Annotated in this window: 13 protein-coding genes; 3 read left to right on the top strand and 10 right to left on the bottom strand. The window is 72.4% G+C overall.

What is annotated here, in order from left to right; translation table 11 throughout:
• Positions 1-784 precede the first annotated feature (784 nt).
• The 3 genes from ACGGAQ_RS22665 to ACGGAQ_RS22655 all read left to right on the top strand — a co-directional run bounded on the left by ACGGAQ_RS22665 (position 785) and on the right by ACGGAQ_RS22655 (position 3,274).
• On the top strand, positions 785-2,446 hold the full coding sequence (locus tag ACGGAQ_RS22665) for a hypothetical protein (protein ID WP_393052243.1): 1,662 nt from the start codon (positions 785-787) through the stop codon (positions 2,444-2,446).
• A gap of 334 nt (positions 2,447-2,780) precedes the next feature.
• Positions 2,781-2,963 carry a hypothetical protein gene (locus ACGGAQ_RS22660; protein ID WP_393052241.1) on the top strand — a complete coding sequence of 61 codons (183 nt, stop codon included), beginning with the start codon at positions 2,781-2,783 and terminating at the stop codon, positions 2,961-2,963.
• Positions 2,960-3,274 (top strand): hypothetical protein, encoded by a 315-nt coding sequence (locus ACGGAQ_RS22655; protein ID WP_393052240.1) that lies wholly within the window; start codon positions 2,960-2,962, stop codon positions 3,272-3,274. Before ACGGAQ_RS22660 ends, ACGGAQ_RS22655 begins: the two co-directional genes overlap by 4 nt.
• A gap of 96 nt (positions 3,275-3,370) precedes the next feature.
• Here the strand turns inward: ACGGAQ_RS22655 and ACGGAQ_RS22650 are convergent, their stop codons facing one another.
• From ACGGAQ_RS22650 to ACGGAQ_RS22605, 10 genes are all read right to left on the bottom strand, one after another.
• Complete coding sequence (locus tag ACGGAQ_RS22650; RefSeq protein ID WP_393052238.1) at positions 3,371-3,835, bottom strand: MaoC family dehydratase; 465 nt, start codon at positions 3,833-3,835, stop codon at positions 3,371-3,373.
• Positions 3,836-3,852: 17 nt separating this feature from the next.
• Positions 3,853-5,001 carry an acyl-CoA dehydrogenase family protein gene (locus tag ACGGAQ_RS22645; protein ID WP_393052236.1) on the bottom strand — a complete coding sequence of 383 codons (1,149 nt, stop codon included), beginning with the start codon at positions 4,999-5,001 and terminating at the stop codon, positions 3,853-3,855.
• A 60-nt stretch (positions 5,002-5,061) separates the two neighbouring features.
• Positions 5,062-7,848 (bottom strand): AAA family ATPase, encoded by a 2,787-nt coding sequence (locus tag ACGGAQ_RS22640; RefSeq protein WP_393052234.1) that lies wholly within the window; start codon positions 7,846-7,848, stop codon positions 5,062-5,064.
• A gap of 54 nt (positions 7,849-7,902) precedes the next feature.
• Positions 7,903-8,514: a TetR/AcrR family transcriptional regulator gene (locus tag ACGGAQ_RS22635; RefSeq protein WP_354861826.1), complete on the bottom strand. Its 612-nt coding sequence runs from the start codon at positions 8,512-8,514 to the stop codon at positions 7,903-7,905.
• 94 nt (positions 8,515-8,608) lie between these two features.
• Positions 8,609-9,376, bottom strand: coding sequence for an SDR family oxidoreductase (locus ACGGAQ_RS22630; RefSeq protein ID WP_393052232.1), 768 nt, complete (start codon positions 9,374-9,376; stop codon positions 8,609-8,611).
• Positions 9,377-9,509: 133 nt separating this feature from the next.
• Entirely contained in the window at positions 9,510-10,796 is a 1,287-nt protein-coding gene (locus ACGGAQ_RS22625; RefSeq protein ID WP_393052230.1) for an ABC transporter substrate-binding protein, read from the bottom strand.
• 83 nt (positions 10,797-10,879) lie between these two features.
• A complete protein-coding gene (locus ACGGAQ_RS22620) occupies positions 10,880-11,995 on the bottom strand; it encodes a branched-chain amino acid ABC transporter permease (protein WP_393052228.1) in 1,116 nt (371 codons plus the stop codon).
• Positions 11,992-12,870: a branched-chain amino acid ABC transporter permease gene (locus ACGGAQ_RS22615; RefSeq protein ID WP_393052226.1), complete on the bottom strand. Its 879-nt coding sequence runs from the start codon at positions 12,868-12,870 to the stop codon at positions 11,992-11,994. The genes ACGGAQ_RS22620 and ACGGAQ_RS22615 overlap by 4 nt, the downstream gene beginning before the upstream one ends.
• Before the next feature lie 28 nt (positions 12,871-12,898).
• Positions 12,899-13,621 (bottom strand): ABC transporter ATP-binding protein, encoded by a 723-nt coding sequence (locus ACGGAQ_RS22610; protein WP_393052224.1) that lies wholly within the window; start codon positions 13,619-13,621, stop codon positions 12,899-12,901.
• A gap of 58 nt (positions 13,622-13,679) precedes the next feature.
• Positions 13,680-14,462, bottom strand: coding sequence for an ABC transporter ATP-binding protein (locus ACGGAQ_RS22605; protein WP_393052222.1), 783 nt, complete (start codon positions 14,460-14,462; stop codon positions 13,680-13,682).
• Positions 14,463-14,511: the final 49 nt, after the last annotated feature.

Raw genomic sequence — 14,511 nt, 5'->3', positions numbered from 1 at the left:
ATGTCAGCGTGTTCGCGGTGACGACCGGCGGCCGGGTCCAGGAGACCTTCCTGGCCAGTATCGGCGTTGCCTGGGTGTCGCAGGACCTCGGCGCGGCGGCGGTCGCGCAGGCACCGTCGGTGGTGACGCATGACGGCTATGTCAGCGTGTTCACCGTCACCGCGGCTGGGCAGCTGCAGGAGACCTACCTTGCTCGGATTGGCGCCCCATGGGTGACCCAGTCGCTGCCGGGCAGCGCGGTGAAGCCGGCAACGTCAGCGGTCGTGCATGACGGTTACGTCAGCGTGTTCGCCGCCACGACCGGTGGCCGGCTGCAGGAGACCTTCCTATCTGGTCTCGGCACCGCGTGGGTGGCACAGGACCTGACCGCCAACCCGGGCACTCCGCTGATGGCGGGTCGGCCGGCCACGGTGACACATGACGGCTACACCAGCGTCTTCACCATCAACGCCACGGGCGGTCATGTCCAGGAGACCTACCTGCCTCGTATCGGCGCGGCCTGGACCACCCAGGACCTGACCACCACTGCCGGGACCCCGGCAGCCAAACCGTAACGACTGATCGAAAAGCGTCCGGGCTGCCGCGCTCCACCGGCAGCCCGGACGACGTCCCGCCCCGCCCGGCGGTGTCCACCGACCCGGCGCGGCCACTGACTGCCGGCGCCGGATCAAGCCTGGCGAGGTGCCCCACGATGGGGCCCGTTGTTCAACGCACCCTTTAGCCCGCCCTTCGGGGACCGACGGCGCACCCGCGCGCTGTCGTTTCTCCACCGTAGGAGTCGTCCATGACTAAGTTTCTTCGAAGCCTCACGTTGGCCAGCGCAATGATTACCATCTCAATGTTCCTGACAGTTCCGGCGGACGCCGCCGCCAAGCAGGAGCCGTCGCCGGCGCGGCCGGTGCCGGTGGAGGCGTTCGCCGCTATCCCGTACGCGCCATGCCGCGCGGGTGGCCCAACGGCGGCAGACACTGCCATCGCGGATCAGGTCCGTCCATTCATGAATGGATCACGGCTGCGAAGCGCGGTCGACGCTTACAACATTTCGTGCGCGCGCACGATCACCGAGGTCGTCGTCGGCCGCGGCATGGACAAGCGTGCGGCGGTTATTGCTGTAACTACAGCTATCACCGAAAGCACCTTGCACAATTACACACAGGCGGTCGACTACGACAGCCTCGGCCTTTTCCAGCAGCGCCCGTCCCAGGATTGGGGAACACCGGCCCAGCTCATCGATCCGATCTACGCCACCAACGCATTCCTGAACGCTATGGTGAGGAAGTTTCCTAGCAATAGCTGGATGACCGGTGACATCGGGGCCATTTGCCAACGGGTCCAAGTCTCTGCGTTCCCGGACGCGTACGCGCGAGAGGTCCACGATGCGCAGTCGATCGTCGATAAGTTATGGCCCTCGCAGTCGAGTGGTGGTGTGCTGGCGGGTCAGGCGGTGGTTCATGAGGGTTATACGAGTGTGTTCACGGTGAACGCGGCGGACGGGCATTTGCAGGAGTCGTTCCTGGCGCGGCTTGGTGGTGAGTGGGTGACGCAGGATCTGTCGGTGGAGGCGGGTACGCCGTCGGTAGCGGGTCAGCCGATCGCGGTGGTGCATGACGGGTACACGAGTGTGTTCACGGTCAATGCCTCGAACGGGCATTTGCAGGAGACGTTCCTGGCTCGTGTCGGTGGTGCGTGGGTGACGCAGGATTTGGGTGCGGTCGCGGTGGGACAGACGCCGTCGGTCAGTGTCCACGACGGCTTCGTCAGCGTGTTCACGGTCACCTCGGCCGGGCAGATCCAGGAGACGTACCTGTCCCGTCTGGGCGCGGCGTGGGTGACCCAGCCGTTGCCGGGTGGGGTGGTAGCGCCGTACACGTCGGTGGTGACGCACGACGGTTATGTCAGCGTGTTCGCGGTGACGACCGGCGGCCGGGTCCAGGAGACCTTCCTGGCCAGTATCGGCGTTGCCTGGGTGTCGCAGGACCTCGGCGCGGCGGCGGTCGCGCAGGCACCGTCGGTGGTGACGCATGACGGCTATGTCAGCGTGTTCACCGTCACCGCGGCTGGGCAGCTGCAGGAGACCTACCTTGCTCGGATTGGCGCCCCATGGGTGACCCAGTCGCTGCCGGGCAGCGCGGTGAAGCCGGCAACGTCAGCGGTCGTGCATGACGGTTACGTCAGCGTGTTCGCCGCCACGACCGGTGGCCGGCTGCAGGAGACCTTCCTATCTGGTCTCGGCACCGCGTGGGTGGCACAGGACCTGACCGCCAACCCGGGCACTCCGCTGATGGCGGGTCGGCCGGCCACGGTGACACATGACGGCTACACCAGCGTCTTCACCATCAACGCCACGGGCGGTCATGTCCAGGAGACCTACCTGCCTCGTATCGGCGCGGCCTGGACCACCCAGGACCTGACCACCACTGCCGGGACCCCGGCAGCCAAACCGTAACGACTGATCGAAAAGCGTCCGGGCTGCCGCGCTCCACCGGCAGCCCGGACGACGTCCCGCCCCGCCCGGCGGTGTCCACCGACCCGGCATCCCGGATGGCCGGACGCCTCTCAGCCTGCTTCGGCAGCTTCCGCTCGGAGGAGGGCACGATGGTTTCGGCTTACGGCATGGCGTGGCGATCGCGGCGTGTTTCCGCGGTGGATCATCCCGTAAGTAAGCATCTCGACCCGATCGGTCATGTAAGGAGCTTGTACCGTTCGAAAACCCCGGCCGCGGGTTATGACGCGCGGTTTTGTCCGGGGCCGTCGCCGGTTGTCGTGGTCATGCTGAGACCATGATCCTGTCGTTCGGGTATCTGATCCTGCGCCAGTTGCTGCAGCGGCTCATCGTGGAATTCGATGAGGGCGAGACACTTGACGTGTGGGATCCCGAGGATCTCACCGTCAACGAGCGCGCGCTCCGCGACAAAATCCCCTACCAGCCCCGGCCGCTGCCGGCTCTAGCATCAGCGGCGTGAAGGACCTGGACCTCGACGACTTCGCTGCCATCGTGCACGCCCGCGCCAACCAATGGAACAACGCAGGCGTGCAATGGGAACTGCATCGCGGACCCACCCGCGACAAGTCAGCGGCCTGGATCGTCTGCACCACCACCCACCGCGAGGCACAACTGACCATCTGGACCAGCGGCGAAGCCGAACTCGACCTCGCCCACATCTCCACAGGTGCCGTCCTCAGCACCCACTACGAACTGTCCACCATCGCCGACCTCACCGCCTGCCTCGACGACCTCACCTACCGTTTGACGTCGACACCCTCCGGGACTTGACCAAACCCACAGGGACACCCCCCGGCCGCAGCCTGCCGACCTGTTCGCCCGGTTCATCTCGTGGACTCGCTGACAGCTATGCCGTCCGACGACCGCTCAGCGACCCGCCTCGCCATAGAGGCGGCTCACCGTCTCGGCGACGCACACGGGCTTGCCCCCGGCGTCACTCTCCACGGTCACCGCCGTGACCATCTGCACCCCACCGCTGACCGGTGACACCTCCGCGATGACCGCGGTGGCCCGCACGGCGGCGCCGACCCGCAGCGGCGCGGGGAAGCGCACCCGGTTCAGCCCGTAGTTGACTCCCATCCCGACCCCTTGGACGCGGTACAGCTGACCAGCCAACGCCGGCAACAGCGACAGGGTCAGGTAACCGTGCGCGATCGTGGCGCCGAACGGCCCGGCCGCCGCGCGTACCGGGTCGATGTGGATCCACTGGTGGTCGTCGGTGGCGTCGGCGAAGAGGTCCACGCGGTCCTGCTCGATCCGCTGCCAGGGGCCGGGCCCGAGGGTCTCGCCGACCGCGGCGGTCAGCTCGTCGAGGGAGGTGAAGACTCGCATCCGGGGTGTCCTTAGAGCTAGAAGGCGTTGACGCCGGTGAGCGCGCGTCCGATCAGGAGCTGTTGGATCTGGCTGGTGCCCTCGTAGAGGGTGGCGACCCGCGCGTCGCGCAGGTACTTGCCGACCGGGTATTCGTCGATGTAGCCGTACCCGCCGAAGACCTGGACCGCGTTGTTGGCCGCGCGGACGGCGGCCTCGCTGGCGAAGAGCTTCGCCATCGACGCCTCGGTGGCGAACGGCTGGTCGCGGTCGATCAGGTCGGCGACCTGCCAGACCAGCAGGCGGGCGGCCGCCGTGTCGACGGCGATGGCCGCGAGCAGCTGCTGGACGAGCTGGTGCCCGGCGATCGGCTTGCCGAACTGGGTGCGCTGCCCCGCGTAGCCGACCGCCGCGTCGAGGCAACCCTGGGCGATGCCGACGCAGCCGGCCGCCACCGACATCCGCCCCTTGGCGAGGGTGGCCAGGGCCAGCCGGAAGCCGGCGCCCTCGGCCCCGAGGCGGGCGGCGTCGGGCACCCGCACGTCGTCGAGACGCAGCTCACCGGTGGCCTGCCCGCGCAGGCCGAGCTTGCCGTGGATCTCGCGCCGGGTCAGGCCCGGACTGTCGGTGGGCACCAGGAACGCGGTGATGCCCCGGTGGCCGGGACCCCCGGTGCGGGCGAAGATCAGGGCGACGTCGGCGGTCGTGCCGTTGGTGATGAACGTCTTCGTGCCGGTGAGCAGCCAGTCGTCGCCGTCGCGGACCGCACGGGTACGCAGCGCGGCCGCGTCCGATCCGCTGTCCGGCTCGGTCAGCCCGAAACAGCCGAGCGCGGCGCCGGAGCAGAGCCGGGGCAGCCACTCGGCCCGCTGCGCGGCCGACCCGTGGGCGGCGATCGACTTGGCGACCAGGCCGAGCGAGACCGAGACGATGCCACGCACGGCCGAGTCGCCCCGGCCAAGCTCCTCCAGGACCAGGCAGTACGCGAGGTGGTCGCCGCCGGAGCCGCCGTCGGACTCGGCGATGGTCAGCCCGAGGAAGCCGAGGTCGCCGAGCTTGCCGACGATGGCCGGGTCGACCGACTCGCGCCGATCCCACGCGGCGGCGTGCGGCGTCAGCTCACGGTCGGCGAACTCGGCGGCGAGCTGACGGACCGCCGTCTGCTCGGCGGACAGGGTGAGCTCCATGACGGATAAACTAGCGGTGATAGTTTACGTCGTCCAGACCGGACCGGGCCCGGGCCGCGCTCACCGGTCGGAGGCCAGACCGGCGTGCGGCTCGGCGGCGAAGGTCCGGGCCAACTCGGTACGGGAGCGGATGCCCAGCCGGTGGAAGACGTTGCGCAGGTGGTGGTCGACCGTGCGGGTGGACAGGAACATCCGGGCGGCGATCTCCCGGTTGGTGGCGCCCTCGGCGACCAGTTGCGCGATCCGCAGTTGCTGACCGGTCAGCAACCGCGCCGCCGGCAGGTCCGGCGGACCGACCGACTCCCCGGCGGCGCGCAGCTCGGCTGTGGCCTGCTCGGCCCAGCGATCCGCGCCGAGCAACGTGAACGTCTCCCGGGCCTGGTGCAGGTGCCCCCGCGCGTCCCGTGGACGCCGGCTGCGCCGCAGGTCCTGACCGAAGAGAAGCTCCGTGCGCGCCCGTTCGAAGGCGCCGTCCTCCGTCGGGTGCAGTCGCAGCGCGGTCCGGAACTCCTGCTCCGCCTCGATGCCGCCCCGGGGCGCGAGCAGCGCGTGACACCGGGCCGAGAGCGCCCGGCGCAGCGGGCTCGCGGTGCTGCTCGCCCACCTGTCGAAGGCCGCGAGCGCGGCCGTCGCCGCCGGCCGGTGCGGCAGGTGGGCCGCCGCCTCCACCAGGTACGGGGTGGCCATCACCTGGACGAGCACCTGGCCCCGGCCGGTGTTGAGCCGGGCCAGCGACGCCAGTCGGGCCGCCGCCTCGGCGTGCCGACCGTCGACGAGGTCGAGCACGGCCAGCGCCCACCCGGCGAGCGCGTGTGGTCGGCTGCCTGGCGTCGGCGTCGGGCCGATCTCGCGGATCCGCCGCAGGCTGGTCTCCCGGTCGGCCCGGACGGCGGCCAGCACGGCAAGCAGGCCCAGGTGGACGTTGGCGCAGTTGAACTGCCCGGTGGCGCGGGCGACCCGCAGCCCGTCGCGGGAGGTCTCCGCCGCGGCCTCGTGCCGCCCCAGCCAGTACTCGGCTACCGCGCGCAGCTCCAACGCCCGGGACAGCATGGACAGCTCGCCCCGCTCCCGCGCCAACCCGACGGCGCGCTCGGCGAGCCGGTGCGCGGCGCCGTCCACGGCCACCACCAGCCCGGCCGCCGCCGCACAGGTGAGGGCGGTCGGGGTCAGCGCCGGCCCGGCCAACCGGCCGCCCAGCACGACGGCTCGGCGCAGCGCGGGACCGGCCCGCTCGTGGTCACCCCGCAGCGTGGCGGCCACCCCGGTGACGAGGCATCCCGCCAGCTCCACGGCCGGCGGGTCGTTCGGGTGCCGCAGGGCCGCGGCCCGGCGGCCGACCTCCGCGTACCGGTACTGGTCGCCGGCGAAGCACACGGCCTCGCCGGCCCGCGCCAACGCCTCCATGGCCACGGCGCGGTCGGCCCCGGCCACCGTATGCGTGGCGGACAGCAGCGTGGCCGCCGCGCCGTCGGCGTCGTCGCAGCGCAGTTGCAGCTCGCCGCGCAGCAGCCCGGCGTGCCCGGTGACGGTCGGGTCCACGCAGGTCGCGCGGAGGCGGTCGAGCAGGAGCCGGGCCTGGCCGGGTTGCCCGGCGGTCCAGGCGTACCGGGCGGCGGCGAGCAGGCGCGCGGCGACGTCGCTCGGGCGGTCGCTGAGCGCGGCGGCCCGGCACAGCGCGGCCGACGCCACGGCCCAGCCGTCGCGCCCACCGGCCGCCGCCCGCTCCAACTCGGCGGCGAGGGCCGGATCGGTGCCCGCCGTCGCGGCGGCGAGGTGCATCGCCCGCAGCAGCCGTTGCCCGTCCGGGTCGAGAACCTCGGCGAGCAGCCGGTGCGCGGCCCGCCGCTGGGCGAGCGGCGCACCGGCCGCGACCATCGTGCGGGCCAGCGGCTGCGCGAACGTGACGCCCCCGGGCTCGACCCGAACCAGGCCGGCGGCCTCGGCCGGGGCGAGCGCCTCGACGGCCAGGCCGGCGGCGTCGGCCGCGCGAACGAAGGTCGCCGGTTCGCCCGACTCGTCGAGCGCGGCGAGCAGCAGCATCCGGCGGGTGTCCGGCGGCAGCCGGTCGAGGCGGGCCCGGTAGGCGCGGGCGAGTGCGCCATCGGCCGGCGGCGCGGCCGGCAGGGGCTCCTCCCCGCGCCACTGCCCCGGGCTCAGCACCTCGGTGAGGTCCACGAGAGCCTGCGGGTTGCCGCCACCGACGGCGGCGAGCGTGGCCGCGACCGGCGCAGCGGGTCGCTCGGGTAGCCGGTCGGCCAGGACGGCGATGCTGTCCCGCTCGCCCAGCGGCGGCAGCCGGTGCGCCGCGATGCCGTCGACGGTGGCGGTGACGTCCGCGGTGAGCAGGACGGCGGCCGGCAAGTGCCGTAGCCGGCGGGCGACGAAGGCCAGCACCTGCGCGGTCTGCGGGTCACCCCGGTCGACGTCGTCCATGGTGGCGAGCAGCGGGCGCTCCCGGGCGGCCGCGGCGAGCAGACCGAGGACGGCCACCGACAGGGCCAGCCGGCGCTCGGGCCGGCAGCCCTCGCCGTCCAACGCCCGGCGCAGCAGGTGCCGTCGCGGCTCGGGCAGGGCGGCGGCCCGGTCGAGCACCGGATCGAGCAGGCGTTGCAGGCCGGCGTACGGCAGCGTCGCCTCCTCGGGCAGCCCGGCCCCGGCGAGGACGGTGCAGTCCTTCGCGTACCGGTGGGCGTAGGAGAGCAGCGCCGTCCGGCCCGAGCCCGGCTCGCCGTACAGGAGCAGCGCTCCGCCGCCGTCGGACAGGCCGTCGAGCAGGGTCCGGATGGCCCGGCACTGGTCGTCCCGGCCGCGCAGCACGGTTATTTGCACTGAGTATGCAGTAACCATGCGTCCCAGTGTCACCCATCGGTCACCGGATGGAAAGAGGGGGACGAGCCGGGATCAGTCGGTCGTGACCTCGGCCAGCAGCGCGCCCACTGTCCGGGACATCACCGCCCGGGCCTGGTCCACGCCGAGCCCGAGGCCGTAGCGCAGCATCGACCAGGCCGGCCACATGCTCGCCGCCACCACCGCGTTGAGCAGCTGCTCGCGCCCCCGCCCGGCGTTCGTCAGCTCGGCGGCGAAGAGGTGCTCGACCTCGTCGCGCACCCGGTCGATGTGCTTGAGGCGGTTGCGGTGCAGTTGGTCGGAGACCGGCTCGCGCATCTGCGCGGCCCGCGCCGACGGCGCGATGAGCTGGAGCAGCCGTGCCCGCTGCCGGCAGTACGCGTCGACCCGCTTGGCCAGCGGCAACGCGGGCGAGATCGGCCGGTAGGCGGCATCCTGCTGGCGCAGCACCTCGGCGCCGCTCGCCTCGAAGAGCGTCTCCATGTCCTTGAAGTTGGTCCAGAGTGTGCGCAGTGAGATGCCGGCCCGTTCGGCGATGCGTTCCCCGGTCGGCCGCAGGTCGCCCTCGGCGATGAGCGCCAGGTGCGCCTCGACGATGGCTGCCCGGGTGCGCTCGGCGCGGGCCGTCCGCCCGTCCACCCGCCCCGGGGCCTCGACCCTGTTCATCCGCCCCCGCCCCTTCACCGCCACGACGTCGCCCGGCTCCCCGCCGAGTCTAGACAGGCGATGATCAGGCACCTCCGAGCGCGCACGGGAGGTGTCATCCGGACCGGCCGGCCAGCGTGACGCCACCGTCGCAGACGATGGTCTGTCCGGTGATCCAGGCGGCGTCGGGGCCGGCCAGGAAGGCGACCGCGCCCGCCACGTCCGGCGCGACGCCGAGCCGACCGAGGGGGTACCGCGCCGCGACCTCGTCCTCGCGCCCCTCGTAGAGCGCCGCGGCGAAGCGGGTCTTGACCACGCCGGGGGCGACGGCGTTGACCCGGATCGTCGGCCCCAGCTCGACGGCGAGACTGGCGGTGAGGTGGTTGAGCGCGGCCTTGCTCACGCCGTAGAAGGCGATGCCCGGCGACGGCGCGAGGCCGGCGATCGAGGAGACGTTGACCACGCAGCCGCCCCGCTCGGTCATGCCGGCGGCGCAGACCTCCTGCACCCAGCCCAGGGCGGCGACGAGGTTGACGTCGAGGATCTTGCGGGCGGCGGCCAGGTCCAGCTCGACCAGCGGGCCGTGCACGGGGTTGATGCCGGTGTTGTTGACCAGCAGGTCCACCGGCCCGAACGCCGCGCCGACCTGCCGCACCGCCTCGGCCCGGTGCTCCGGGTCGTCGGCCCGGCCGGGCACGGCCACGGCGTACGCGGGGCCGCCGAGGGCGACGACCGCGTCGGCGAGCGCCTCGGGACGGCGGGCGGTCAGACCCACCCGGGCGCCCTCGGCGACGAGGCGTCGGGCGATGGCCAGGCCGATCCCACGACTGGCGCCGGTGACGATGGCGACCCGACCCGCGAGTCGACCTGAAGTTGCATCCACAGTGCAGATAGTAGGAGGGCTGATCGGTGTCGGTCAACGGCTGGCATCCGTCGGCGCCGCGCACGGAGTCCGGGCACGCTCGTACGACCCGGAGGCGGTGACCCCCGGGTCGTGCGAGGCGATGGCGGGTTCGTCAGGACACGGTCGGCACCCCGTTCGCCGGTGGCGCGACCGGCGCGGCGGTGTACTCGGTGACCGGCCCGTCCCCGTCGTCGGTCTCGTACGTCGGCCCGAAGTAGCTCTGCACTCCCCCGCTCACCCGGCTCAACCGCTGCCCGCCGTAGCCGGAGTGGTCGTCGGCGGAGAAGCGCAGCGGCGCGAGCCCGGGGCCCGCAAAGCCGCCCTTCTGGACCGCGTCGAGCACCTTCTCGCGGGTGACGTCCTTGCCGGCGGCGAGCAGCACCTGCACGAAGAGGTAGCCGACCGACATGCCGTAGACGGTGTTGCCGTCGAACGGCGCGTCACCGTTGTGCGTCTTGTTGATCTTCGTGAAGAGCTGGATCCACGGGTTCGCGGTGTCGTTCTGCATCGGCAGGTAGTTGGTGCCGACCATGCCCTCCAGCAGCGGGGCGGCGGCGCCGAGCTGCTTGGCCAGGGTCGGGTGGTCGGCGCCGACGTTGGAGACCAGCCACTGTGGCTTGAAGCCCAGCCGCGCGGCGGTGCCGATGGACAGCGCGGTGAAGCCGGGCACGGTCGCCAGCATGACGACCTGACAGCCGGCCGCCTTGAACGCGCCGATCTGCGGCGCGACGTTGGTGTTGCTGGTGACGTACGTCTGCTTGACGGCCACCGCCCCGGCGCCGAGCACCTTCTCCACGCCGGCCAGGCTGTCGCGGCCGAAGTCGTCGTCCTGACCGAGGAAGCAGACCTTCCGGCCGGCCAGGTTCGCCTTCGCGTAGTTGGCGAGGATCTTGCCCTCGATCGTGTAGTCCGGGTTGAAGCCGAACGTGCCGGGATACTTGTCGGGCTGGTCCCAGCTGCGGCTGCCGGAGGCGACGAAGAGATCGGGCACCCGGTTGGTCTTGAGAAAGTCGAGCACACCTGTGTGCGTCGGCGTGCCCAGGCCGTTGAGGATGGCGAAGACCTTGTCCTGCAAGACGAGCTGGCGTACCACCTGCTGGGTGTTCGCCGGGTTGTAGCCGTCGTCCATGATCTTGTAGGTGATCTTCCGGCCGTGCACGCCGCCGTTGGCGTTGACGTAGTCGAAGTACGCCTTCGTCGCCGGGGCGATCTTGGAGTAGCCGGCCGAGGCCGGTCCGGTGAGCGGCATGTGGGTGCCGACGACGATCTCGGTGTCGGTGACCCCCGGCACCGACCCCCCGCCGGAGGTGGGGCCGTCGTCGCCGCTACAGCCCGCGGCGGTGACGAGCAGGGCGATGGTGCTGGCGATCGCGAGACCGCGTCGTGCCGTACGGTGCATGGGAAACACCGACCTTTCTCGGTCCGGTTCGGTGGGAACGGTGTGGTGGTGAGGCGCCCGGCCGAGGCCGGGCCGGGGACAGCTCAGGAACGCCGCGCCGGCCAGCGGGCCCGCAGCCCTCGGCCGACACGGGACAGCAGACCCTGCACACCGCCGGGCGCGGCGATCATCACGACGATCAGCGTGAGGCCGAAGATCGCCAGCGGGAGGTTGCCCTCCAGCCGCTGCGCCACCGCCGGCGAGAGGGTGAGCAGCTCGGTCACGGAATGGGTGAGATCGGGCAGGGCGACCAGCAGCACGGCCCCCCACAGCGCGCCGGCGAGGCGACCGAGACCACCGATCACCACCGCCATCAGCAGGAAGAGGGACAGGGTCAACGAGAACGCCCCGGGCGAGACGCTCTGCGCGAGCATCGCGAGCAGCCCGCCGCCGAGCCCGGCGGTGGCGGCACTGACCACGAAGGCGAGAACCTGCGTGCGGGCCACGTGGATGCCCGCGAGCCGGGCCGCCACCTCGTCGTCGCGGACCGCCCGGAAGGTCCGCCCGTACCGGCTGCGGATGAGGTTCGCCACCAGCAGCAGGGCCAGCAGGGTGGCAGCGCCCGAGAGCCAGAGCTGCCACCGCTCGTACGGGAAGTACGCACCCAGCGCCATCGGCGGCGGCTCCACCGGCACCGACAGCCCCTGCTCGCCGTTGAACACGCCGTCGAAGGTGACGGCCAACGCCGGCACCACGACGGCCACGGCGAGCGTCACCCCGGCGAGGTAGGGCCCGCGCAGCCGGGCCGCCGCCACACCGACCACCGCGCCGACCGCGACCGTGCTCAGCACCGCCGCGACCAGCGACAGCGGCAAGAGCCAGCCGCCGGTCCACCCCCGGTCGGCGAACGCGTTCTGGCACAGGGCCACGGTGTACGCGCCGGTCGCCATCAACGCCCCGTGCCCCAGCGACAGCTGACCGTTGAGCCCGGTGAGGACGGTCAACCCGGCGGTGGCGCAGAGATACGCCGCGACCGTGGCGAGCTGGAAGTTGCGGAACGGCTCGACGGCGTAGCTGACCGCCACCAGCACCAGTCCCACGGCGAGCAGCACGGCGAGGTGCCGCAGCAACGTGGAGCCGCGGCGCCCGCGGTCGACCGGACGGTCGCCGGTCTCGGCCGCCCGCTGCCTCGGCGGCAGGGCCGCCCGGGTGGCGCTCACACCCGCCTCGCCGTGACCGGGGCGAACAACCCGCCGGGCCGGACCAGCAGCACCGCCAACAGCAGGACGAGCACCGCCAGCGGGGTGAGGTCGCTGCCGGCGTACCCGCTGACGTACGAGAGCAGCAGACCCACCACCAGGCCACCGACCACCGCCCCCGGTGGACTGTCCAGCCCGCCGACCACCGCCGCGGTGAACGCCGAGACGAACACCAGGTCCATGGCGTGCGGGTGCAGGCCCAACTCGGTCGGGATGACAAGCATCGCGGCGAGCGCGCCCACGCCGGAGGCGAGCGCCCAGCCGAGCGTCAACATCCCGCCGACGTTGACCCCGAGCAGGCGGGAGACCTCCGGCGCGAAGGCCGCCGCGCGCATCCGCAACCCGACCGCGGTACGCGCGAACATCCAGGCCAACGCGCTGACCACCACCCCGATCGCGGCGAAGACGAACAGGTCGTACGGCGACAGCACGGCCACCCCGCCGACGGTGAGGGCGGAGCGGCTGAACGGGACGTCGGCGGGGCGGAACTCGTTGCCGTACACCATGCCCAGCACGGCCTGGAGCACCAGCACCAGCCCGAGCGCGACGATGACCGGGTTGAGCGGCGACGCGTGGTCGACGTGCCGCATCACGACCCGGTCCACCAGCGCGCCGAGCAGCAGGCCGGCGACGATCGCGACCAGGAAGCCGAGCCAGTAGGAGCCGGTCGCGGCGGACACGGAGTAGGCGACGTACGCGGCGGCGACGGCCATCGCCCCCTGGGCGAAGTTGACGACCCGCGCCGCCCGCCAGATGAGCACCAGCGCCAGCGCGAACGCGGCGTACACCGCGCCCCGCGACAGACCGTCGACGGTGAGGAAGACGAAGCGGTCCAACAGTCCTCCCTCCAGGGGACGAGGTGGGTCAGAAACCGAGGTACGCGTGGCGCAGCTCGTCGTCGTCGCGCAGCGTGGCCGCCGGGGCGGCGATCACCACCTGGCCCAGTGACATCACGACGCCCTGGTCGGCCACGGCGAGCGCGCTGCGCACGTTCTGTTCGACGAGCAGCACGGTCAGGCCCGTGCGGTCGCGCAGCTGGCGCAGCAGCGCCATGGTCCGGGCGACCACCCGGGGCGCCAGGCCGAGCGACGGCTCGTCGAGCAGCAGCAGGCGCGGCCGGCCGACCAGCGCCCGGCCCAGCGCGAGCATCTGCCGCTCACCACCGGAGAGCTGGTGGCCGAGGTGCCGGCGACGCCGGGCGAGCGGCTCGAAGAGCTGGTAGACCTCGTCGAGGGCGCGGTCGGCGTCCGCCCGGTCACGCCGCCACAACCCGCCGAGCCGCAGGTTCTCGTCGACAGTCAACTCGCTGATCACGCCCCGCCCCTCCGGCACGTGCGCCATGCCGCGCCGGACGAGCTGCTCCACCGGCGTACCCCGCAGGTCCTCCCCCGCGAGGACGACCTGGCCGGCGGCCGGACGGATCATGCCGGAGAGCGCCCGCAGCAGCGTCGTCTTGCCGGCGCCGTTGGCGCCGACGACGGCGGCGATCGTGCCGGCCGGCACGGTGAGGTCGACGGCCCGCAACACCGGCGCGGCACCGTAACCGGCCACGAGCCCCCGCACCACGAGCAGATCGGCCGCGCTCACGCTGGGCCCTCCTTCGTTCGCGACTGCGGGGCTCGCAAACCCGGCTCACTCCTCGCGCTCACGAGGTCTCCTCGACGAGGGCACCGAGGTAGGCGTCGGCGACCGTCGTGTCGTCGCGGATCTCGTCCGGCGTGCCGGCGGCGATCACCCGGCCGAAGTCGAGCACCACGAGCTCGTCGCAGACGGCCATCACCAGGTCCATGTGGTGCTCGACGAGCAGCACCGCGCACGGGTCGGCGTCGCGCTTGGGGAGCTGGCGCACCAGCTCGGCGAGCTCGGCGATGTCGTCGGCGCCGAGGCCGCCGGCGGGTTCGTCGAGCAGCAGCAGCCGGGGCCGCGCGGCGAGCGCGCGGGCCAGGGCGACCCGCTGGCGTACGGCGAAGGGCAGCGTGCCCGGCGCGGCGTCGGCGTGCCGGGCGATCCCCAGGTCGTCGAGGACGTCCAGGGCGTGCTCGCGCAGCCGGCGCTCGTCGCGGTCGCTGCGGGGCAGCCCGAGCAGCGCCGACCCGAAGCCGGCGCGGGCGGTGTGCGACGCGCCGGTCATCACGTTCTCCAGGACGCTGAGACCGGCGAAGAGCCCGGTCCCCTGCAGGGTCCGGGCGATGCCGAGTCTGGTCAGCCGGTGCGGCCGTGGTCGCAGCGGACGACCGTCGAGAGTGAGCGAACCCGCCTGGGGCGTCACGAAGCCGCAGATCACGTTGAACAACGTGGTCTTGCCGGCGCCGTTGGGCCCGATCACGCCCACCACCCGGTTGGGTGGCACCCGCAGCGAGACGTCGTTGAGGGCGGTGAGGCCGCCGAAACGGACGCCGATGCCGTGCAGTTCGAGCCCGCGTTCCATCACCCATCCCTCTGCCGTGGCGGGTGTTATTTACACTCGCAGTGTACGT

The sequence above is a fragment of the Micromonospora sp. NPDC047557 genome (assembly GCF_043205095.1).
Lineage (GTDB): Bacteria > Actinomycetota > Actinomycetes > Mycobacteriales > Micromonosporaceae > Micromonospora.
Note: the sequence above shows the minus strand (reverse complement) of the source record. Positions and strands in the feature narration are given on the sequence as shown.

What these genes read in the sequence shown, in the direction of transcription:
- ACGGAQ_RS22665 (WP_393052243.1), top strand. Translation starts at nt 785, where the DNA reads ATGACTAAGTTTCTTCGAAGCCTCACGTTGGCCAGCGCAATGATTACC.
- ACGGAQ_RS22660 (WP_393052241.1), top strand. Translation starts at nt 2,781, where the DNA reads ATGATCCTGTCGTTCGGGTATCTGATCCTGCGCCAGTTGCTGCAGCGG.
- ACGGAQ_RS22650 (WP_393052238.1), bottom strand. Translation starts at nt 3,835, where the DNA reads ATGCGAGTCTTCACCTCCCTCGACGAGCTGACCGCCGCGGTCGGCGAG.
- ACGGAQ_RS22645 (WP_393052236.1), bottom strand. Translation starts at nt 5,001, where the DNA reads ATGGAGCTCACCCTGTCCGCCGAGCAGACGGCGGTCCGTCAGCTCGCC.
- ACGGAQ_RS22640 (WP_393052234.1), bottom strand. Translation starts at nt 7,848, where the DNA reads ATGGTTACTGCATACTCAGTGCAAATAACCGTGCTGCGCGGCCGGGAC.
- ACGGAQ_RS22635 (WP_354861826.1), bottom strand. Translation starts at nt 8,514, where the DNA reads ATGAACAGGGTCGAGGCCCCGGGGCGGGTGGACGGGCGGACGGCCCGC.
- ACGGAQ_RS22625 (WP_393052230.1), bottom strand. Translation starts at nt 10,796, where the DNA reads ATGCACCGTACGGCACGACGCGGTCTCGCGATCGCCAGCACCATCGCC.
- ACGGAQ_RS22605 (WP_393052222.1), bottom strand. Translation starts at nt 14,462, where the DNA reads ATGGAACGCGGGCTCGAACTGCACGGCATCGGCGTCCGTTTCGGCGGC.